This is a genomic window from Exiguobacterium acetylicum, assembly GCF_022170825.1.
GTDB classification, from domain to species: Bacteria; Bacillota; Bacilli; order Exiguobacteriales; family Exiguobacteriaceae; genus Exiguobacterium_A; species Exiguobacterium_A acetylicum_B.
The window spans coordinates 403,121-425,742 of the sequence record NZ_CP081878.1; the positions used below are offsets into that span (position 1 = coordinate 403,121).

Here is a 22,622-nt window from a genome sequence, read left to right on the forward strand (position 1 = left end):
AAACAATGTGCTATAGTCGATGTAAAGTTAGATAATAAATTTAATTTACTAAGTTCATGGTCTACTAAGTGGAGGTGGATGCAGGTTAGCAGGGGCTAATCAAGCTGAAGCAGGAAAGGGAGGCATCGCGCAATGGAACCATACGATCCATGGGTTTCGTACCGTGAAGCTTTCGGGCGTTACGGAGCAATCCGCGGTTTTTATTTTCAGCGGTCGACGCAACAGATGACAGAACAGGGTCCAGGCGATGTCCCGACAGACGAGCAGGATATCGTGCTCGTCCGACCACGACGTGACGGTGTGTTTCAATTCCGGATGTCATCGGTACAAGGGGTCCTGACGATCCGTTCATCCGAATTACACATCCGAAAAAATGAGAGCGGATACATTGAATTACGCGCACTCATGCAACACATGCGCTCTGCCGGTTGTTTGACGCTCGGTGGAGAGTTATATCTCTTCGTCCGACCGGACGTCGATACGCTGGCGTACCGTCTTCGATTGATCGCCCGTGTATTGATTCAGCTACAGGGAATGCCGATTCAGACGAAAGTGATCGAAGAATGGTGTCAAAAAGCACAAATCGAAGGGGAAAACGCTAGACGATACGCTTGACTACTTACACATAAAAAGGGGAGCTCTTACATGAAATTCAAAAAAACGAAACTCGTTGCTGCAGCATCAGTCTTAACATTATCCGCATTTCTCGCTGCTTGTGGTGGCGAAGACGAGCAACAAACGAAAACAAAAGATGGTAAGACAATCGTCACATGGTGGGGCTGGGCACCACAACCAGAAGCGGGGAAAGCAGTCGTTGATGCGTTCAACGATTCGCAAGACAAATATGTCGTTCAATTCAAACGTTACAGTGAAGACTATGAAAAACAATTACAAGTTGCGATGTTGTCAGGTAAGGGTCCAGACATCATCGGTCTGAAAGAACCAATGATCCAGCAGTATAAGGATCGCGTCGTACCAGTGGATTCGTACATGGATAAAGCAGCAGGTAAAGGCTGGAAAGATAAGTTCGTCGAGCTCGGAATCGAACAGACGACACTCGACGGTAAACAGTACGCTGTTCCGATCGGTTTCACAGGTCAAGCGTACTTGATGTACAACAAGACAATGCTCGATAAATACGGCGTGACACCACCGAAGAACTACAAAGAAACAGTCAGCGCAGTCAAGAAGATCAAAGACTCAGGCGACAAAGTCATCCCACTCATGCTTGGAGCAAAAGATGCGTGGATCGATATCGACGTCTACAACGTCCTCAGCCACCAAGTAGCGCCAGGATACATCCAAAAAGTTCTTTCGGGCGAAGCGAAGTGGACGGATGACGAGATGGTCAAAACAGCGCAAATCTGGCAAGACCTCTTTAAAGATAAAGTCTTCCAAGAAGGTGCACTTGGTCTTGCGACATACAATGACGGGATGAACCAATTCTTCGATAAAAAAGCAGCGATGTGGGTCATCGGTTCATGGGAAGCGCACTCGATGACAACGAAAGAGAAAAAAGAAAAATGGAAAATCGACGATGAGCTCGGATTCGTTCCACTCCCGAACTTAGCAGGTGGAACAGAGCAACCAGTCATCGCATCGATCGATATGGCACTGGGTGTCAACAAAGAATCGAAACAACAAGAGGGTGCAGCGGAATTCATCGCCTTCATGAGCCAAGGAAAAGGTCAAGAAGTCTACATGGGTGAGTTCGAGATGGCACCTGGGATCAAGGACGTCAAAATTGATTCAGACGCTGCCTTCACATCTGAAGGTGAAAAAGAATCGTACAAGATGTTGAACGATACATTAGCAAAAGCGGTTGCTAGCCGTGGAATCCGGGATACGAAATTAAACGATATTCTCGGTAAGGAACTTCAAAACATCGCGACAGGACAAGATCCGAAAGAATCACTACAACGCGTTCAAGACGCAGCGGATCAATCAGCGAAATAAGACTCGACAGTGAAGTGGTACGCCTGCGTACCACTTCCTAATTTTTGAACTTGAGGAAAGTGGGGAATCCAAATGCAGACAGAGCGACAGGAATTGCCGATTAAACCAAAAGCAGAACCGCTCCAGCCGGTAGCGACACGCACGCCTGCGCCAAAGAAGAAAAAGAACATGAAGCGGAACCTGGTCGGATGGGCTTTCGTTGCTCCGATCGTCTTGTTCGTCGTCAGCTTCATCTATTATGGGATTTTCTATAACGCCTATAACTCGTTCTTCTCGTGGGACGGGATCTCGTTTGACAAAGCGTTCGTCGGACTCGACAACTATGCTGAGATGTTCCAAGATCCGGACTTCTATCTCTCGCTGAAGAATACGTTCATCTTCACGATTTTAACGGTCACGATCCAAGCCGGTATCGGTCTTGTCTTGGCGTACTTCCTGCATACACCAGGACCAATGCGGACGGCAATGAAGTCAGTCTTCTTCTTCCCGGTCGTCTTGAGTCCTGTCGTACTCGGTGCGGCATTCTCACAAATTTATGATTTCCAGTTTGGTTACATCAATGAATTCCTCCGTGCGATCGGTCTCGGTAGTCTCGAGCAGAACTGGCTCGGTGACCCGGATATCGCGCTTTATTCCGTCATTGCGATCAACATCTTCCAGTGGACGGGTTCTTCGATGGTCATGTACTACATGGCAATGCTGACGATTGAGAAGGAAATCTTCGAAGCAGCAAAAATCGATGGAGCTGGATTCTTCCGGACACTATGGAGCATCGTCTTCCCGAACTTGAAAGGAACGACATTCACTCTGTCGATTCTCGGAGTTATCGGTGGTCTGAAGACATTCGATTTAGTCTGGATCACGACAGCTGGTGGACCAGGATCGTCGACTGAGTTCATTTCGACATACCTGTTCCGAAAATCGATGTTGCAACAGGAAGTTGGTTTCTCGAGCGCTGTTGCCATCATCCTATTGACGATCGCTTTGCTGATCACGTACTTCCAATTGCGTGTACAAAAGAAAATGGATAACTAAGGAGGAACGACCCATGGATGTAGAATCTAAAAAAAGCCGCTGGATGATTAACCTCGTATTGGTACTAGCGTCAATCGTCTGGTTATTCCCGATTTTCGTCATGTTCAAAGAGAGTCTTCGAGTCAATGGATTCGATAACTATATTGCCACATTGCAAAACCCGAACTTCCCGACATTCGTCTTCAACAGCTTCTTCGTCGCTTTCTTCATGATCATCATCTCGATCACGATTTTGGCGTTCGCAGCATTTGCCTTCTCGAAGCTTGAGTTTGCTGGAAAACGTCTTCTGTTCAACATGGTCCTTGCTGGACTCATGTTACCGGTCGCTTCGATGATCGTTCCGTTGTTCTTCACACTCCGTTCGTTTGACGGACTGAACAACCACTGGGGACTGATCGGAGCGGAAGTCGCGTTCTTCTTACCATTCGGTCTGATGCTCATCAAAGGATACTTCGATGAACTACCGAACGAACTGATGGAAGCAGCGTATATCGATGGTGCGACGATTCTTGAAGTCTTCTTCAAAGTCATGCTACCACTTGCAAAACCAGCGCTTGCAACAGCTTTAATCTATGCGTTCCTCAACTCATGGAACGAATACTTGATGGTTCTTACGTTCATGACGGATCCTGCCTATCAGACAGTCACGATGGCACCAAGTTTCTTCAAGGATGCGCTCGGTGGGGACCCAGGGAAAATCTACGCTTCACTTGTTTTGATCAGTTTACCAACGATGATCTTCTATATCTTCTTCCAACGTTTCTTCCAAAAAGGAATGACGGCGGGTGCAGTAAAATAATTGTTTTTGCGTAAGGGGGAGCACAATGTATTTAGGAGTCGATTATTATCCAGAACAAACACCACGAGCACTATGGGAGGAAGACTTCCGACTGATGAAAGAGCTTGGTGTGAATGTCGTTCGTCTCGCCGAGTTCGCTTGGTCGATGATGGAGCCTGAAGAAGGTGTCTATGATTTCAGCTTTTGGGATGATGTCATCGAGCGCTTGAGTGCCGAAGGATTCGACATCGTACTAGGAACGCCAACCGCAACACCACCGGCTTGGTTATGTACGAAGTATCCAGAGATTCTACCGGTCGATGAGAACGGTGTGACGATCAGCTTTGGTGCCCGTCGTCACTATACGGTCCACAGCGAAACGTATCAGCGTCTATCCGTCAAAATCACGGAAGAGATGGCAAAACGATACGGTCAACATCCTCGTGTCATCGGGTGGCAAACGGATAATGAATATGGGCATGAAAAGTCGGACCGGTCTTACGGTGATGTCGATCGCGCTGCTTTTCAGCGCTGGTTAGAGAATCGCTACGGGACGCTTGATGCCTTGAATGAAGCATGGGGAACGGTCTTCTGGAGTCAGACATACACGGCGTGGGAACAGATCCCAGTACCGCGTAAAGTCTACCAAGAACATAACCCATCCCTGCTCGTCGACTTCGATCGCTTTTGTGCTGACGGTTATACGTACTACAACAAATTACAAGTTGATGTCTTACGTCGCTACATTCCAGACGACGTCTTCATCACGCACAACCTGGTCTACAGTGACATGGCTGTCAATCAACAGCAAATGGCGCAAGATCTCGATTATGTCGCGTTTGATAACTACCCGGTCTGGGGTGGACTACCGGAGCCGAACCGGTTCGAGAAGATGGCAAGCGATCACGATCTTTGCCGCTCTTCGAAGCAAGGAAAAGGTTTCTGGGTCATGGAACAATTGAGTGGCGCACAAGGCTGGAGTAAAATCGGTTACTTGCCACGACCAGGTCATATTCGCCTTTGGACATACCAAGCAGTCGCACGGGGAGCAGAAGCAATCGTCTACTTCCGGTTCCGCGCTGCTCATTTCGGAACAGAAGAGTTCTGTCATGGCATCATCGATCATGATGGAAAACCGAAGCGGAAATTCGAAGAAGTGAAACAAATCATGACAGAGCTGAATACGTACGGCGATGAGATTAACGCGAGCCGTTACGACGCGAAGGTCGGTGTCTACTTCGATCAAGAAAACGTGTGGGCTTGGACGCACCAGCCGCATAGTGATGCGTTTGATTTCCGGACGGAGTTCGTTCGCTTCTATGGTGGAGCAGTTCGTCAACAAGTCGCAACGGACATCGTCTTCCCGGGTGACGATCTATCTCGTTATAAATTGATCATCGTCCCGCTCTATTTCTTGACGAACCCAACGTTCGATGACGCCTTGATTGCGTACATGGAACAAGGTGGTCACGTCATCTTCACATACCGGACAGGCGTCAAGGATGCACGTAACCATGTCGTGCCGACGACGTTACCGGGTAAATTCGCACCGTATGCGGGAATCGAGATTGACGAATACGAGTCACTCCAATCCGTTCAGCAACATAAGGTAGCAGGAATTGGGGAAATGGCAGGACAATCGTCAACAGCACGCCTTTGGTGTGACTTGATCACGCCAACGACAGCAGAGACGCTCGCTGTCTATGAAGATACGTTTTATGCGGGTGTAGCGGCTGTGACGCGCAATGCTTATAAAGGAACAATTACCTACATCGGCTCATCGATTGATGATGCGATGATTGATACGATTTACCGTCAAGCGTTCACGGAGGCTGGCATCGAGATGATCGATGCTCCGGATCAAGTCGAAATCGTGCGTCGTCACGGCGAAAAACGAGATTTCCTCTTCTTGATGAACCATGACACGAAAGAAACACGTGACGTCATTTTAGACGGAACATACCAAGCGTTAACAAAGGAAGAGACATATCGTGGAACGGTCCAGCTCGCACCACTCGAGACACTGATTCTGACGACGTAAGGAGGAAGAGAACCATGGCAATCTTTGAAGTAGCAGGACGTCGTTTCGTCATCGAAGGGAAACGGGTCGCTCACGTCGTCACGATCGGTGCGAACGGCAAGCTGATCCACACGTATTTTGGTGCGAAGCTACCATATCGAGATGATTATGAAGCGTTACCGAGTCCGGTCGTCGCGCACAGTTCGTTTGAATCACCAGACGGCGTCGCGACGTACGATTTCGTACCGTTCGGCGAGATGTTATATACGGAGCCGACATTGAAGTCGGAACGAGAGGATGGGCAACGGATTCATCAGTTCCAGTTTGAACGTGCTGAACAGACGGAAACTGAATTGACGCTCTGGCTCTTTGATCCATTACAAGAAATGCGTGTCGGTGTTCGATATGAAGTATTCGCCGATTACGACATCATCGGTCGCTCGATCGTTGTTGAAAATACAGGGCGATTACCTGTCCGTTTGACTACAGCCCAGTCCTTTGCGATGGGACGATGGCATCAACCGAATTTAAAGCTGCATCATTTCGCAGGTATGTGGACAGGTGAGTTCAAGAAACAAATCACACCGGTGACACCAGGGCGCCAGACAATTGAAAGTCGGCGTGGAGTGACGAGCCACCAAGCGAATCCGTGGTTCGCACTTGAACAGGACGCGACAGAGGATAGCGGCGAAGTCGTTTACGGACATTTTGCTTACTCCGGTAACTGGGCGATTCACGTCGAACAGGATGCGTTTGGTTTCGTCCAACTTTCAGGTGGTATGAATCCGTTTGACTTTAGCTGGAAACTATCGCATCAACAAGAGTTGACGACGCCAACGTTCTACATCGGCTATGCAGAGGGGTTTGCGGATATGAGCGCCCATGCGCATGCGTTTCAGCGTGACGTCATCATGTCGCGTTCGACCGATCGACCTGTTCTCTATAACTCATGGGAAGCGACGTATTTTGATGTGACGGAATCTGGTCAACGTGAACTCGTCGATCTTGCAGCGGGAATCGGTTGTGAACTGTTCGTCGTCGATGACGGCTGGTTCGGTGAACGCCATTCCGATCAAGCAGGACTCGGTGACTGGCACGTCAATCGGGAAAAGTTTCCGAACGGTCTAGAGCCTTTGATCTCATATGTGAAACAACAAGGTTTACAATTCGGACTATGGGTCGAACCAGAGATGGTCAACCCGGATTCTGATTTATACCGGGCGCATCCAGACTGGATTTATCATGCACGCGATGCGGTTCGGACGACGTCACGGAATCAATATGTCTTAAATCTCGGATTACCAGAAGTCGAGCAGTTCATTCTCGAGATGATGGACGATTTACTGACGCGTCACGCGATCGATTACATCAAATGGGACATGAACCGTGCCTTCTCTGAACCGGGTGTTCCAAAAGACCAGACGGATCGCCAACAGGAACTATGGAAACGCCACGTCGATGCGTTGTACCGGATCTTTGATGAATTACGTCGCTTGCACCCGACAGTCGACTTTGAAGCATGTGCCGGTGGTGGCGGACGGATTGATCTCGGGATCCTCTCACGGACGGAACAAGTCTGGACGAGTGATAACACCGATCCACTCGATCGCTTGCAAATCCAGCATGACTTCTCTTACGCCTACAATGCGAAGATGATGAGCTGCTGGGTGACGGACGGACCGAACTGGTTGAATGGACGCAACGTGCCGCTTGCGACACGCTTCGTCTCCTCGATGCAAGGAACACTTGGCATCGGTGGCAACTTAAGTGAGTGGTCAACGGATGAACTCGCAGAAGCAAAGGGCTGGATCGAGACATACCAAGCGATTCGTCCGACGATTCAACGCGGTATCCAGTACCGTCTATCTGCTTTTACACAACAGACGCCAAGCGTCATGCAATATACATCGGAAGAAGAAACTGTGTTGCTCGCGATCGCGCCACTTCGGCAGTACGGGGCACATCAGTATCACTTCACACTAAAAGGACTCGACCCGGCGATGCGCTACCAAGTCGAGGACCGGACGTTAAGCGGCGCTTACTTGATGCAACAAGGCTTGACGTTCTCATACACGACGGACTATGAAGCGCGCTGCTTGCGGATTCAACCTGTCCATCGTGCGCTCTCACTACTTGAATCAAAGGAGACGATCGTATGACAGACCAGACGTTAGAAGCACAATTTGAACAGCGGTTTGGCTCACCGTCGACGCATCGCTTCTTTGCACCAGGACGAATCAATTTAATCGGCGAGCATACGGATTACAATGGCGGTCACGTCTTTCCGTGCGCGTTGACGTTCGGGACACATGCGATTGCTCGAAAGCGTGACGATCAACGATTCCGCTTCTACTCACTGAATTTTGAGCAAGACGGTATCATCGAAGTGGAACTCGACGCACTCGCATATGATGCGACACATGGTTGGGCAAACTATGCGAAGGGCATGATCACAGTCTTACAAGAAGCGGGTTACCGGATTGATACAGGATGCGACATCCTGATCCAAGGGGACATCCCGAACGGTGCCGGTCTTTCGTCATCGGCTTCGCTTGAACTCGTCATCGGTGTTTTGCTTGATCGATTGTACGCATTAGAAATTCCACGACTTGATCTCGTTCGCTTCGGACAACACGTCGAAAATCGCTATATCGGCGTCAACAGTGGCATCATGGATCAGTTTGCGATCGGTATGGGAAAAGCGGGTGCCGGTCTACTGCTCGATTGTGAGACGCTCGATTATACGTATGCACCACTCGATTTGACAGGGTATACGATCATCATCATGAATACGAATAAACGCCGTGAACTGGCGGATTCAAAATACAATGAACGCCGAGCAGAGTGTGAAGCAGCACTCGCCTATCTCAACGAAGTCACGCCACGAGAAGCGCTCGGACAGTGGACGACAGCTGAATTTACCAAAGTCGCGTGGGAAGACGAAACTTTGATGCGTCGCGCACGGCATGCGATTTCAGAAAATGAACGGACACTTCAGGCACTTGCAGCACTTGAAGCAGGAGAATTGACGTCGTTCGGTCAGTTGATGAACGCATCGCACGTCTCGTTACGAGAAGACTATGAAGTGACGGGGCTTGAACTCGATACACTCGTCGAAGCCGCTTGGGAGCAACCGGGCGTGCTTGGAGCACGAATGACAGGTGCTGGTTTTGGTGGCTGTGCGATTGCGATCGTCGAAGACGAGGCGGTCGACGCGTTCAAACAAGCTGTCGGCGAACAATATGAAGCACGCATCGGATACCCGGCGACGTTCTATACGGCGACGGTCGGTGACGGAGCACGTGAAATCGAACGGGAGGTCATCTAAATGGCAACTTTAGTCGTAGGTGGAGCCGGTTATATCGGCTCCCATGCCGTCTATCAATTGATTGATGCCGGAAAGGATGTCGTCGTCATCGACCATCTGCAGTCCGGTCACCGTGAAGCGGTTCATCCGCAGGCGCGTCTATACGAAGGAGACATTCGCGATCGTGCTTTTCTCGATCGCGTCTTTACGGAAGAAACGATTGAACAAGTCGTCCACTTCGCAGCCTTCTCACTCGTTGGAGAGTCGATGACGGCACCGTTACGCTATTTTGATAACAACGTCTACGGTACACAAGTGTTGCTCGAAGCGATGATTGCCCATGACATCAAACAGATCGTCTTCTCTTCGACGGCAGCAACGTACGGTGAACAGGAACAAATGCCGATTCTTGAAACAGCGGAAACGCGTCCAACGAATGCGTACGGCGAGACGAAATTGATGATGGAGAAGATGATGCGATGGTGTGAACAAGCGTATGGCTTACGTTACGTCGCGTTACGTTACTTCAATGTCGCTGGTGCACGCGCAACCGGTGAAATCGGAGAAGACCATACACCGGAAACCCATTTGATCCCGCTCGTCCTTGAAGTCGCCAATCGACAACGGGCAGAGATCTCCATCTATGGTGATGATTATAAAACGCCGGATGGTACGTGCATTCGTGATTACATCCATGTCGAGGACTTGATTGATGCCCACGTACGGGCACTCGATTACTTGGCGGACGGAAACGATAGCACGGTCTTTAATCTTGGTTCGAGCCAAGGGTTCTCTGTTCGGGAGATCATCGAAGCTGCACGTCGCGTGACGGGACATCCGATTCCGGAACGCATCGTCGAACGTCGTGCAGGGGATCCAAGTATCTTGATTGCCGGATCTACAAAAGCGAAAGAAATCCTCGGCTGGACACCACAACGGACAGATATCGAAACGATCATCCGTGATGCCTGGAACTGGCATGCACATCACCCAGAAGGGTACCGGACGAGCGTTCGTTAAAGAGAGAAAGAATGAGGAGAGTGACGGCGATGAATGAACTCATCCAACAATTAGTAGCACGAGCAATCCAGGAACGCTTAATTGAACCGGAAGATGCGATCTACGCCCGGAACCGGATTCTAGCGCGGATCGGTCAAGCCGATTTCGAAGAACAGGCAGACGTCGTGTCACGTCCGATTCCAGATATTTTGGACGACATGATCGAAGTGTTGATCACAAGCGGACAACTACCGGCGCGTCTTGAGGACAAAGAACAGTTCGCTGCAGACGTGATGGATGTCTTCGTCGCACGTCCGTCTGACGTGACGGCGACGTTCCGTCGCCTGTATACCGAATCACCGGTAGCGGCAACGGATTATTTTTATCAAGTGAGCCAAGCGAGTAACTACATTCAAACGAAACGGATCGCTAAAAATAAACGCTATCAGGCGGATACGGCTTATGGAACGATTGATGTCACGATCAATTTATCGAAACCGGAAAAAGACCCACGCGAAATCGCGGCAGCCCGGACGGAGGCACCAACAGCGTCGAACTATCCGACCTGTCTGTTGTGCGTCGAAAACGTCGGCTACGCCGGTCGTGCGAATCATCCAGCCCGTGCGAACCACCGGATCGTTCCGTTGACACTGACGGAAGAATCGTGGGCATTACAGTATTCACCATACGTCTATTACAACGAACATAGCATCATCTTGTCGCAGGAACATCGTGATATGGTCATCAATCGCGATGCCTTTGCACGCCTGCTCGCCTTCGTCGAGCAATTCCCGCATTACTTTGCGGGCTCGAACGCGGACCTGCCGATCGTCGGTGGGTCGATCTTGACCCATGATCATTACCAAGGCGGACGGTATACGTTTGCGATGGACCGGGCAAACGCTTTAACATCCTTTACGTTCCCGGATCAGCCGACGGTTACCGGTGAAACCTTACACTGGCCACTGAGTGTGTTGCGCCTGAAAAGTACAGATCCATCAGCATTACTCGATGCGGCGACAACTGTCTATGAGACGTGGTTGACGTATACGGATGAGAGTCAGGATATTCGTTCGCATACCGGTGAGACACGACATAATACGGTGACGCCGATCGCCCGTCAACGCGACGGACAATTAGAGCTTGATCTCGTCTTACGGAACAACCGAACGTCAGGAGAACATCCGGACGGTATTTTCCATACGCATGCGGATATTCACCATATCAAACGAGAAAATATCGGGTTGATCGAAGTAATGGGACTGGCGGTTTTACCGGCGCGTTTGCTACAAGAGTTGCAACAGGTCGAACAGTTCATCACGGGCGAAGTCGACGAAGTAGCAGTAGCGCATGCTGAATGGGCACAGGAACTGAAGCAAACATATGACGGTCAAGACGTCACGACATACGTCGAGCAAGCAGTTGCTGCGAAATTCGTACGCGGGCTCGAAGACTGTGGTGTCTTTAAACAGACAGAGGAAGGTCAGGCGGCGTTCGGACGATTCGTTCAACTCGTGACGCGCCAACCGGTGGAGGAACAACGATGACACAACTACTTGAGAAAGAGTTGATCCGCCATACGTTACGCCAGGACGGCATCGAAGTGACACTCTGGAACTACGGTGGCATCATCCAAGATATCCGGACGACCGATCGAGATGGTCATTTAGAAAGTGTCGTCCTCGGTCTTGAAACGGTGAAAGACTATCAACAACACTCACCTTATTTTGGAGCAATCGTCGGACGTGTCGCTGGTCGAATCGGACAGGCACGCTTCGAAGTAGCGGGAGACGTCTATCCGCTCGCCGCGAACGATGGCGACAATCACTTGCATGGTGGAATTCATGGATTTGATCAAGCGTGGTTTGAAGTCGTTGAAGCGACGGATACATTGTTCCACTTGCGCTTGGCTAGTCCGGATGGAGCAGAAGGCTACCCTGGAACGGTCACGCTCGATGTGTATTATCGACTAGAAGGAACGACACTAATGCTTGAGATGACAGCTGTGACGAATCAGACGACGCCACTTAACCTGACGAATCATACGTATTTCAACCTATCAGGAAATGCAAAGCGAGATGTGTTAGATCATATCTTGACGTTACCAAGTGATCTCTACTTACCGGTTCAGTCAGACGGCTTGCCGACGGGTGAACAACGAGATGTCTCCGGAACACCGTTCGATTTTCGGAGCGGTCAGTCGATTCGTGACGGGGTTACGCTTGAGCATCCCGAGACGATTGCTGTCGGGAATGGCTACGATCATCCGTTCATTTTACGAGAGGATACACTACGCCTGGTAGATCCAGTGTCTGGTCGTTTTGTCGACGTCACGACGAATCAGCCGGCAGTCGTAGTTTATACTGGAACGCAACTTCTGACTGACTATACGATTCACGGTTTTCCTGCTCGACCGTCGCTTGGCTTATGCCTTGAGACGCAAGTCCATCCGAATGCGGTCCATGAACCTGATTTCCCATCGATCCTATTGTCACCAGGTGAGACGTATCACTGGAAAACAGCTTATCGCTTTGGTGTAGTATCTTGATTGATTCGAAGAAAAGCCCCGCTACCGTGTCCGATTAGACATGGAAGTGGGGCTTTTGTGTATAGAAAAGGGATTCGAATGAAAAGCGCGAAAGGGTTACGAGATCATTCACAAAGGAGGAATTTCCATGTTGTATGCAGCGACTCCGTGTCTCGTTTTTTCGGGACAAGCCAAGCAGGCAATCACTTATTATGAGAACGTATTTGAGATGACACGTCGTCGTATCTTACTCGATGAAGCAGGAGATACCGTTTACCACGCGCATTTATCCAACGGCGCGTTTGAATTGATGCTGTGGGACGAAAGTGACGCGTCACACGACGCTTCTTCGCTCCATCTGTTACTGACCTGCACCTCATATGAAGAATTAGAGCAGTTGTATCAGCGATTAGCGGCAGACGGTCAAATCGTCATCCCGCTTGCTGTGGCAGACTTTGGGGGCTGGTATGCGCAAGTCCGCGATCCGTTAGGAATTCTTTTTGCCCTGTCTTTCAGTGAAGAAGGGCGAGAGTCAGAGACGTTGCTCGAGCGCGAGTAGCGTCCGCTTCATATTTAGTCCACCATGGTAGCCAAGTAGATCTCCTTTTTTACCAATGATCCGATGACACGGAATCGCGAGCAGTAATCGATTTTTTCCGATCGCTGTACCGATTGCACGTGTCGCATTTGGGCGAAAGAGTCGTTCGGCAATGTCGGAGTAGGTGGCGGTTTGACCATATGGAACCGCGCGTAATGCGTGCCAGACTTCAAGCTGAAACGGGGTACCGACAGGCGCAAGTGGAAAGGAGAGTGTCGTCGACTGCTGATTCAAATATGCCAGTAGCTGTTCCGTATACGGAGCGAGGGTGGTGTCTGAGGCAATCCGCTCTGCGCGAGGAAAGTGTTTACGCGACCAGTCGTCAAATAACTCCTCCGGTTCATCCCAAGCACCGACATAGCAGAGACCATCCGCTGTAGCGGCGACCGGAAACGTATGGGTGTTCCAGTGTAAGCGAGTAAAATACAGTTCCATGACATGTTGTCCTTTCTACACGAAATGAAATGATGAATGAGGAGAATACGAACAAGAAAGGGGTGCTTCTACTGAAGAGGCACCCCTTTGATTATGCACGCGAACCGACCTGTTGCCGCGGTGGGAGGTGAATCGATTGACCGAATAAAGCTTCCATCGATTCCGTCAACGCTTCGCTTCGACTTGGATGTGCCATGACAGGGAAGAGTAGATCTTCTCGTTTCGCTGTCAGTTCCAGTGCTTGAGTGAATTGTCCGATGATACGATGGGCATCGTCTCCGATCATATGAATACCAAGGACCAGTGATGTCTGTTCGTCAGCAATGACCTTAACGAAACCACTTCCGCCTTCGATTGTCGTCGCTCCATTTGCGTTCAGTGGGAACTGTCCGGTTTGAACCGTGTGTCCGGCTTCACGGGCTTCCTGTTCCGTCATCCCGACAGAAGCAATCGGTGGAAATGTCCGCAGAACGGTCGGATAATACGGTGTCGTCGGATCGACGTCTTGACCGGACAGATGCGTTGCCGTCCGCTTCGCTTCATGAATCGCACGAGTGGCAAACTGTGGACCCGGGGTCACATCACCAATGGCATAAATATGCGGTTGATTTGTTTGTCCGTATGCGTCGACTGGAATCGTCCCGTCTTCTGCAAGCGTCACACCGATCCGCTCGAGACCGAGTGTCAAACTGTTTGGGATCCGGGAAAGCGATTGGAACAGGTAGGCGCCCTGATAGACGACTTCTTCTCCGTTTTTCATGACCGTGACGGTCACGTCCCTCGATGCATCGATCCGTGTCACGACATCCGACACGAGACGGATTTTTTGTTTTTTGAACGTCCGCTTCAGTTCCTTTTCAAGACTTGGTTCGAGCGACAATTGATCCGCGAACAACGTCACCTCTGTACCGAGAGCACGAAAACAGGCAGCGGCTTCGAGTGCTAATGTGTCGGAGCCAATGATCAATAAGCTCTCGGGTAACTGCTCGAGTTGATAAAGCTGCTCGGCATTCAGTCGGCACGATTCCTCGTGCTGGATGCTGTGGCTACCGGTCGCGATGATGACATCTTGGAATCGGTACGTGTCGAACTGATGTCCCGACTCGACACCGATCCGGTCTTCTGACAGGAAGGAAGCTGCACCAGAAATATGCTCGATCTGGTTCGCTTGACAGAGGGCAACAACGCCTTGGCGCAATTGCTGTACGACCCGATTCCGGTAAGCATTCATTTTGCTGAAATCATGGACAGCAGGAGTGGTGAATCCGAGATCTTCGAGATGGGGCAGGCGTAACATCTCTTCTGCTGCATGCGCGTAAACTTTTGACGGGATACAGCCTCGGTTCAGACACAGTCCACCGAGTTCAGCTTGTTCGATCAGTGTCACCTTGCGACCGCCTTGCGCAGCGCGGATCGCTGCTGTGTAACCGGCGGGACCCCCACCGATAATCAGGAGATCCCGTTCTTGTGTAAGTTCGCCAACAACCATGTTAAATCAACTCCAAAAGTAGGGTAGTCGGATGTTCAATCAGTGAAACGAATCGGTTTGTAAAGGCAACAGCCGTTGCCCCGTCCGCGACGCGATGATCGAACGACATCGACAAATTCATCATTGAGCGGACGACGATTTGATCGTCTTCATCGACACACGCTCGTTTTTTCGTCTTGTGGAAGGCAATCAATGCCGTTTCCGGATAGTTGATGATTGGTGTCGCACCCGTACTGCCGAGTGGACCAACATTGCTCATTGTAAAGGTGCTCGGTTTTAAGTCCGCTGCGCGTAAGGCACAGTTTTGAGCACGTTGCTGCAGAGCGAGCAGTTGATCATGCAGTTCGGTCAGTGACAGCTGATCGGCATGACGGATGACAGGAACCATTAACCCGTCTGGTGTCTCAGTTGCCATTCCGAAGTGGAAATCCTGCTCTAATCGAATACATTCATTCGCTTCGTCGAGTTTGGCATGGAAGACGGGATAGTCTTTTAAGGCAACGATCAAGGCTTTGATGAAGAAAGCATTGATGTTGATGTTTCGTCCAGCGGCTTTCCATTCGGCACGCAGGGCGAGCAAGCGCGTCATGTCAACTTCCTCGAAGTGAGTGACATGTGGAATTGTGTACAGCGACTGTGTCATCTTTTTCGCGATCTGCTTACGAATACCACGGAACGGAATCGTTTCCGGTGGCGTTTGTTGTTGCGTGACTTCCTCCGCGACCGAAGGAACCGTCTCTTGAGGAGCAACTGCAGCATTGACGAAGCGAAGCACATCGTCCTCCGAGACGCGACCCGATGGATCCGAAGCCGTGACAGCTTCGATATCAATCCCGTGATCACGAGCGATTTTTCGTGTATATGGTGTCGCAAGGACCCGTTTTGCTGGAGAAACTTGAACAGGTGGGGCAGTGACAGCAACCGATGCTGGTTCAGGAGCGGACGACGCTTCAGGTGTTACCGCGACCGGCATGTCGGAAGCGTTACTTGCTTCGATGTGCAATAATGTCGTACCGACTTGCACCGTCTGGCCGACCGGAATGATGATTTCCTTGACGATTCCGGAGACAGGAGCTGGAAGTTCAGCGACCATCTTATCGGTCGCGACCTCAACGACCGGTTGATCGGTCGTAACATGGTCTCCGACTTGAACGAGATAATGCGCGATTTCACCTTCCGTCATACCTTCCCCGACATCATGTAACTTGACTTCGATCATGGGACTCAGCTCCTTAAAACTCGACCGTACGCTGAATCGTCGCAAGGACTCGTTCCGGCGTCGGAATGTAATGGTCTTCGAGGGCGAATAGCGGTACCGGAACATCAAAACCGGTCACGCGGGCAATCGGTGCCCGTAAATAAAGAAACGCTGTATCGTTGATTAACGTGACGAGATCGTTACCAAGACCACCCATTGCTGCAGCTTCGTGCACGATGACGGCACGACCGGTCTTTTGAACAGAAGCAGCAATCGTGTCCCGGTCGAGCGGATAGAGCGTGCGTAAGTCGAGCACTTCGCAAGAGATACCGCGTTCCTGTGCAGCCGTTGCGGCTTTTTGTGCCACCTGGACCATTGCTCCCCAAGCGATCAACGTTACGTCCGTCCCTTCACTGACGCAGCGCGCTTTTCCGATTTCAACGGTATAAGACTCGCTCGGTACGACTTCCTTGAATGAGCGATAACTGCGCATCGACTCGAGGAATAACACGGGATCTGGATCTTCAATCGCAGCAATCAACAAACCTTTTGCATCGTACGGTGTCGCCGGACAGACGACCTTGAGACCGGGCATCGATGTAAAGAGTGCTTCTGTACTGTCGGAATGAATTTCCGGTGCCCGGATGCCGGCACCATAAGGGGCACGGATGACCATCGGGACACTATAGCGTCCCATCGTCCGCATTCGAATGCGGGAGACGTGAGTCATGATTTGTTCATAGGCAGGGTAGATGAAGCCGAGGAATTGAATCTCGACAATTGGTTTAAAGCCATTGATGGCAAGTCCGATCGATGTACCGACGATACCGGCTTCACTGAGCGGTGTATCAACGATCCGGTCTTCACCGAACTCTTCCTGTAAGCCGTCCGTCGCTCGGAAAACACCGCCGTTTTTTCCGACATCTTCTCCAAGAACGAGCGTCGTCTCATCCTCCGACAGTTTTGTCCGCAGGGCATCCGTGACAGCTTGAACGAGTGTCATCTCCGTTTGACGATTAATTGGTGTTGCCATCTCATTTCCCCCTTGCTAGCAAATACGCTTCTTTTTGTTGCTGGACATCAACTGGTAAGGTCGCGTACGTATGGTCGAACAGATCGTTGACGTCTGGTGCCTTGAATTGCTCCATTTCAGCTACTGCTGCTTCGACTTCTGTTTGATGCCGTTCCTGCAGTTGTTGCATCCACGTTTCGTCAAAGTATCCTTGGTGTTTTAGGAACTGTTCGAGTCGATCGAGCGGATCAACCCGGTCGCGCGAGCGTGCTTGATCTCGGTATTTCGTTGGATCATCTGCTGTCGTATGGGCACCAAACCGCCACGTGACAGCTTCAATCAATGTTGGTCCACCGCCAGAGCGCGCACGTTCTACGGCTGCTTGCATCGTGAAATAGACGGCAAAGGCATCGTTTCCATCAATCCGAACACTTGGCATCCCATAGGCAATCGCTTTTTGTGCAATCGTCTCGGAATGCATCTGTTTTTCGATCGGAACAGAGATTGCGAATTGATTGTTTTGGTTAAACAGGATGACTGGTGCTTGGAAGACACTTGCGAAGTTCATCCCTTCATGGAAATCCCCTTCAGACGTCGCTCCATCACCAAAGTAGGCGACAGCAACGTTCGTCGTGCCTTTTCGTTTTTCAGCCCACGCGGCGCCGACGGCATGCGGAATTTGCGTTGCGATCGGAACGGCAGGAGGGAAGATGTGTTTCTCAGACGGAACACAACCTTCGACACGACCGTTCCAGTAGAGGAGCGTCCGGACCATATCAGCGCCAAACGTCAATGTCGCACCGTGATCTCGGTACGTCGGGAATAACCAGTCTTGATCGGACAACGCGAGTGCACTACCGACTTGAGCTGCTTCCTGTCCTTCGAACGGTGCATAAGTGCCGAGGCGCCCTTGGCGTTGCAAGTTAATCGCTTTCCGGTCGAACGTCCGGATCCGGTGCATCTGTTCATACAGGGTGAGGGCGAGCTCCTTTGTCAGATCGTGTTCTTTTGAGGCGTCGATGAGACGACCTTCTTCATCGATGATGCGTTGAATCGGAAAATGTTGCTCCATGTCAGTCCCTCCTTCAGTGGTTACGGATATCCCATTTTGGTTTTGTCGTATTCGTGAAGATGTTGTTATGTTTCGCCCGGATTTGCATCCGTTTTTCGCACATCCGGTTCGCGGCTTCGACCGTCGTGATGTTTTCTGCTTGCGACTCCTTGAAGACTTCGAGCACTGCGTCGTAGATGTGGCGTGTCTTTAAGAGAACCCGTTCATGATTTGCGCCATAGAGTTCGTCAGCTACTTGAATCAACCCACCGCCATTGACGATATAGTCCGGGGCATATAAGATGCCGCGATCCATCAAGACGTGAGCAAGTTGTTCTTCTGCAAGTTGATTGTTCGCCGAACCACAGATGGCTTTACACGGTAAGAGGGCAATGTTTTGAGCGTGAATGACACCACCGTATGCACATGGGACAAAAATATCAGCATCCGTTAGATGAATTTCGTGAGGTGAGACGACGCGAACCGTGCCGGGTGCCATTTCAGCTTGAGTCACGATTGCTGCGAGCGCGGCTTCATTGACGTCTGAAACATAAATCGTCGCACCGGCAAGCAAGAGTTGTTCCGCGACCTTAAAGCCAACTTTTCCGAGTCCTTGGATCGCGTAGGTTGCCCGACTTAATTCATCTGAACCAAATAACGTCTCGATCGTCGCCCGAAGCCCGTAAACGACACCTTCAGCCGTTGGAATCGATGAATCCCCACTGCCACCAAAGGCTTCCGGAATGCCGACGATCCGTGACGTTTCCCGGCTAGCATGGACGAAATCATCCATTGTCGTGCCCATGTCCGTTCCCGTGTAGAACCGACCACCGAGCGAATCGACGAAGCGACCGAAGGCACGGAAAAGCTCCGGTGATTTATCCGTCGCTGGATTACCGATGATGACGGCTTTACCACCGCCAAAATCAACGTCAGCGGCAGCGCATTTATACGTCATACCGCGCGACAAACGCAGAACATCGTCAAGTGCTTCATCAACAGAAGCATAAGGTGCCATTCGGCATCCGCCGAGAGCAGGACCGAGCGTCGTATCATGAATGGCGATGATGGCTTGTAATCCCGAGACAGGGTCGTTGCAAAAGACGACTTGTTCGTGACCAGCGATTTTTTCCATGATCGAGAGCGTTGGATTCGTAGATGGGTTTAACATGTTCATAGTAGAGTCCTCCTCTATCAAATATAAGTAAGCGCTTTCATTTTGTCGGAACATTATTTTGTAATTTTGCTTGAATCCGGCTTTTTTCTAAAATGAATTGTGTGACTTCCCCTGTACCGATGATCGTTTGTCCGTCTCGGACTTCGATGCTAGCATCAACGCGACGTGATGTCATCGACGTTACTGTCGCGGTCACGATCAATCGTGCTCCTTCCGCTGCCATACCAAGATGCTTCAGTGAAACCGCACCACCGACACCTTCTTCACCAGCTTCTAAGTAGGGCAAAATCAGTTGACGTGCTGCCCATTCCATGTGATAAACCATCGAAACGGTGGAGTATGCTGGATGAACGAGCTGACCTTCGAATCGTGCAAACATATCTTCCGAGACGACCGCTTGAATCTCTGCTGTATCCCCGACAGCTAATCCTAGTTTCATCGTGATCCCCTTTCACAACACCGAATCTTTATTCAATCAAGTGGTCTTACCAAAAATAGTATAACACTTGTCACACGATATTTTATCAACCCGTTACAAAATGAGCAAATCATTTCAGAAATATTTTCCAAAAAAAGACTGTTTATCATGAAATCTCTTGTTTAATGTTAATTGATTTATCGATAAGGTGCGTTGAAGTGATAAAGTAAGAATCGTTTGGGAGCATTTAACAAAACAAGATTGACAACATTGTGAACGTATCGTACGTTAAACGTATAACTAAAAACAAACGACCGTTTTATTATTGTATACATGATGAGGAGGTGCAGGTATGTACGATCAACATCACGAAACGATGGATGCTCAAAAGCGGGAGCAGCTACAGATGGAGCGATTACGTCAAACGATGGAACACGTCACACGTGTCCCGTTCTATCAAGAACGTCTGCAGACCTTACAGATGACAGCGAATGATTTTCAAACGATCGAAGATCTACGAAAGTTTCCCTTCACACGTAAACAAGATTTACGCGATCATTATCCGTTCGGGCTATTTGCCGTTGAACGGGAACAGGTCACCCGGATTCATGCGTCGTCTGGAACGAGTGGTAAACCGACCGTCGTCGGGTATACGCAAGAAGATTTAGATGACTGGGCCGGTGCCGTGGCACGCAGTTTAGTCTTAGCTGGTGGATCACCAGCCGATTTGCTGCACAATGCGTATGGTTATGGATTGTTCACAGGTGGTCTCGGTCTTCATGCAGGGGCAGAAAAACTAGGCATGACGATCCTACCGATTTCCGGTGGCAACACGGATCGCCAAATTACATTGATCGTGGATTTCCGACCGGACGGTATCTGTGGAACGCCTTCGTATATTTTACGCTTGGCAGAACGCATGATTGAACGTGGTATCGATCCACGGAAAACGAGCATGCGTTATGGCATCTTTGGAGCTGAACCATGGTCGGAAGAGATGCGGCAGACACTCGAACAGACATTTGATCTGCAGGCACTCGATATTTACGGACTCAGTGAAATCATGGGACCTGGTGTCGCGATGGAGTGTCAAGAGCAGGCAGGTCTGCATATCATGGATGACTTATTCATTACAGAAGTCGTCGATCCCGTTACGGGGGAACCGGTACCAAATGGCATGGTCGGGGAACTCGTTTTTACAAGCTTAAAAAAGAAAGCGCTTCCAATCATTCGCTACCGGACAGGCGACTTAGCTTCGATCACGCATGAGGCGTGCGCTTGCGGTCGGACGACGACACGGATGTCACGTGTCAAAGGGCGGACGGACGACATGCTAATCATCCGAGGAGTCAACGTTTTCCCGTCAGAAATCGAGCGGGTCTTGCTCCAACAACCGGACGTGACGCCACATTATCAAATCCATCTTGTACGTAAAGCCGGACTTGATGCTGTTGAGCTACATATCGAATTCGAAAATATCTCAGAACGACAAATGCGTTCGATATGTGACGCCATCAAATCGGAATGTCTCATTTCTATTGATCTCGTCTGTCACCCGCATCAAGGGTTACCACGATCGGAAGGTAAAGCCGTTCGGATCGTTGATCGACGTTCGACATCACTCGTCTGATTCAAAGGAGGAACTAGCATGTATGATGCAACACAACTGTTCGAACCCGTCCAACTGACGGAAGACGAAAAATTAGCACGCTTCAAGGAACGAATCGAGCAAGGTGAAAAAATTGAAGCCGATGACTGGATGCCTGCTTTTTACCGGGACACACTGATTAAACTGATTTCGATGCACGGTATCAGTGAAATCATGGGTGCACTTCCGGAAAAAGAATGGGTTCCAAAAGCACCATCGCTTCGACGGAAACTGGGCATCATGGCGAAGGTCCAGGATGAGATGGGACACGGGCAGTTGTTACTTCGTGTCGTCGAGGATTTGATGAAGCCGTATGGCAAGACACGTGGGGATTTGATGGATGACTTGTTCACGGGACGATTGAAGTTCCATAACGTCTTCCACATGCCGACACGATCATGGGCCGATGCCGGAATGATCGGTTGGCTTGTCGATGGGGCGGCAATCATCACGCAGACGAATATGCTCGGCGCTTCGTACGGACCGTACGCACGTGCCTTGCAACGCATCTGTGCAGAGGAAGTCTTCCACGCACAACACGGGGAGTCAATCATCATGGCACTCGCAGAAGGAACACCGGAACAGCGGGCAATGATTCAAGAATCACTGGATGAGTGGTGGGAATCCTTGTTGATGTTCTTTGGACCAGCTTCGAAAGAGACGACCGGAACATCAAAACAGGACGTGACGATCGCTTATAAGATTCGGACGAAAACGAATGAAGAGCTCCGGCAAAACTTCTTTACGAAGTACGTACCACGGATTCGTTCGCTCGGACTCGTCATTCCAGACCCAACGTTACGTTTTGATGAAGAGACGGGGCAATGGGAATACGCACAGCCGGACTGGACGAAATTCAAGACGATCATCCAAGGTGGAGGACCACGTTCAAAAGAGCGACTGGATCTGCGCCGGACATCTTACGAGAATAACGCCTGGGTAAGGGATGCACTCGCTGAAACGAAGGCATGAGA

At 50.2% G+C, this 22,622-nt stretch carries 20 protein-coding genes; 13 read left to right on the forward strand and 7 right to left on the reverse strand.

From position 1 onward, the window contains the following. Nucleotides 1–132: 132 nt before the first annotated feature. The 11 genes from K6T22_RS02155 (at nt 133) to K6T22_RS02205 (ending at nt 13,181) form a co-directional block, all read left to right on the forward strand. On the forward strand, nt 133–615 hold the full coding sequence (locus K6T22_RS02155; RefSeq protein ID WP_238238669.1) for a hypothetical protein: 483 nt from the start codon (nt 133–135) through the stop codon (nt 613–615). 30 nt (nt 616–645) lie between these two features. Beyond that, the gene (locus K6T22_RS02160; protein ID WP_238238671.1) at nt 646–1,956 is read left to right on the forward strand and encodes an ABC transporter substrate-binding protein; all 1,311 of its coding nucleotides are present in this window, start codon (nt 646–648) and stop codon (nt 1,954–1,956) included. A 72-nt stretch (nt 1,957–2,028) separates the two neighbouring features. Continuing rightward, nucleotides 2,029–2,991 (forward strand): carbohydrate ABC transporter permease, encoded by a 963-nt coding sequence (locus K6T22_RS02165; protein WP_053452535.1) that lies wholly within the window; start codon nt 2,029–2,031, stop codon nt 2,989–2,991. 13 nt (nt 2,992–3,004) lie between these two features. Further along, on the forward strand, nt 3,005–3,790 hold the full coding sequence (locus tag K6T22_RS02170) for a carbohydrate ABC transporter permease (protein WP_238238672.1): 786 nt from the start codon (nt 3,005–3,007) through the stop codon (nt 3,788–3,790). Nucleotides 3,791–3,815: 25 nt separating this feature from the next. Beyond that, nucleotides 3,816–5,810, forward strand: coding sequence for a beta-galactosidase (locus K6T22_RS02175; protein ID WP_238238674.1), 1,995 nt, complete (start codon nt 3,816–3,818; stop codon nt 5,808–5,810). Nucleotides 5,811–5,824: 14 nt separating this feature from the next. Then, a complete protein-coding gene (locus K6T22_RS02180; RefSeq protein WP_238238675.1) occupies nt 5,825–7,948 on the forward strand; it encodes an alpha-galactosidase in 2,124 nt (707 codons plus the stop codon). Beyond that, the gene (locus tag K6T22_RS02185; protein WP_238238677.1) at nt 7,945–9,117 is read left to right on the forward strand and encodes a galactokinase; all 1,173 of its coding nucleotides are present in this window, start codon (nt 7,945–7,947) and stop codon (nt 9,115–9,117) included. The genes K6T22_RS02180 and K6T22_RS02185 overlap by 4 nt, the downstream gene beginning before the upstream one ends. Continuing rightward, complete coding sequence (gene galE / locus K6T22_RS02190) at nt 9,118–10,116, forward strand: UDP-glucose 4-epimerase GalE (RefSeq protein WP_238238678.1); 999 nt, start codon at nt 9,118–9,120, stop codon at nt 10,114–10,116. A 29-nt stretch (nt 10,117–10,145) separates the two neighbouring features. Then, nucleotides 10,146–11,642: a UDP-glucose--hexose-1-phosphate uridylyltransferase gene (locus K6T22_RS02195; RefSeq protein WP_238238680.1), complete on the forward strand. Its 1,497-nt coding sequence runs from the start codon at nt 10,146–10,148 to the stop codon at nt 11,640–11,642. Further along, nucleotides 11,639–12,643: an aldose epimerase family protein gene (locus K6T22_RS02200; RefSeq protein ID WP_238238681.1), complete on the forward strand. Its 1,005-nt coding sequence runs from the start codon at nt 11,639–11,641 to the stop codon at nt 12,641–12,643. Before K6T22_RS02195 ends, K6T22_RS02200 begins: the two co-directional genes overlap by 4 nt. 127 nt (nt 12,644–12,770) lie before the next feature. Continuing rightward, nucleotides 12,771–13,181 carry a VOC family protein gene (locus K6T22_RS02205; protein ID WP_238238683.1) on the forward strand — a complete coding sequence of 137 codons (411 nt, stop codon included), beginning with the start codon at nt 12,771–12,773 and terminating at the stop codon, nt 13,179–13,181. Here K6T22_RS02205 and K6T22_RS02210 read toward each other — a convergent pair. From K6T22_RS02210 to K6T22_RS02240, 7 genes are all read right to left on the reverse strand, one after another. Beyond that, a complete protein-coding gene (locus tag K6T22_RS02210) occupies nt 13,155–13,655 on the reverse strand; it encodes a methylated-DNA--[protein]-cysteine S-methyltransferase (RefSeq protein ID WP_238238684.1) in 501 nt (166 codons plus the stop codon). The genes K6T22_RS02205 and K6T22_RS02210 overlap by 27 nt on opposite strands. A gap of 91 nt (nt 13,656–13,746) precedes the next feature. After that, nucleotides 13,747–15,144: a dihydrolipoyl dehydrogenase family protein gene (locus K6T22_RS02215; RefSeq protein WP_238238686.1), complete on the reverse strand. Its 1,398-nt coding sequence runs from the start codon at nt 15,142–15,144 to the stop codon at nt 13,747–13,749. A gap of 1 nt (nt 15,145) precedes the next feature. After that, complete coding sequence (locus tag K6T22_RS02220) at nt 15,146–16,363, reverse strand: dihydrolipoamide acetyltransferase family protein (RefSeq protein WP_238238688.1); 1,218 nt, start codon at nt 16,361–16,363, stop codon at nt 15,146–15,148. Nucleotides 16,364–16,376: 13 nt separating this feature from the next. Beyond that, nucleotides 16,377–17,375, reverse strand: a complete 999-nt coding sequence (locus K6T22_RS02225; RefSeq protein WP_053452546.1) for an alpha-ketoacid dehydrogenase subunit beta — start codon at nt 17,373–17,375, stop codon at nt 16,377–16,379. A 1-nt stretch (nt 17,376) separates the two neighbouring features. Then, on the reverse strand, nt 17,377–18,426 hold the full coding sequence (gene pdhA, locus K6T22_RS02230; protein ID WP_238238690.1) for a pyruvate dehydrogenase (acetyl-transferring) E1 component subunit alpha: 1,050 nt from the start codon (nt 18,424–18,426) through the stop codon (nt 17,377–17,379). A gap of 13 nt (nt 18,427–18,439) precedes the next feature. Next, nucleotides 18,440–19,582 carry a Glu/Leu/Phe/Val family dehydrogenase gene (locus K6T22_RS02235; protein WP_035411065.1) on the reverse strand — a complete coding sequence of 381 codons (1,143 nt, stop codon included), beginning with the start codon at nt 19,580–19,582 and terminating at the stop codon, nt 18,440–18,442. 37 nt (nt 19,583–19,619) lie between these two features. Then, nucleotides 19,620–20,021, reverse strand: a complete 402-nt coding sequence (locus K6T22_RS02240; RefSeq protein ID WP_238238691.1) for a thioesterase family protein — start codon at nt 20,019–20,021, stop codon at nt 19,620–19,622. Nucleotides 20,022–20,352: 331 nt separating this feature from the next. Between K6T22_RS02240 and K6T22_RS02245 the strand changes: the two genes are divergently transcribed. Next, complete coding sequence (locus K6T22_RS02245) at nt 20,353–21,630, forward strand: phenylacetate--CoA ligase family protein (protein ID WP_238238692.1); 1,278 nt, start codon at nt 20,353–20,355, stop codon at nt 21,628–21,630. Between the two features lie 18 nt (nt 21,631–21,648). After that, nucleotides 21,649–22,620: a 1,2-phenylacetyl-CoA epoxidase subunit PaaA gene (gene paaA / locus K6T22_RS02250; protein ID WP_035411059.1), complete on the forward strand. Its 972-nt coding sequence runs from the start codon at nt 21,649–21,651 to the stop codon at nt 22,618–22,620. The last annotated feature ends 2 nt before the right edge of the window (nt 22,621–22,622 follow it).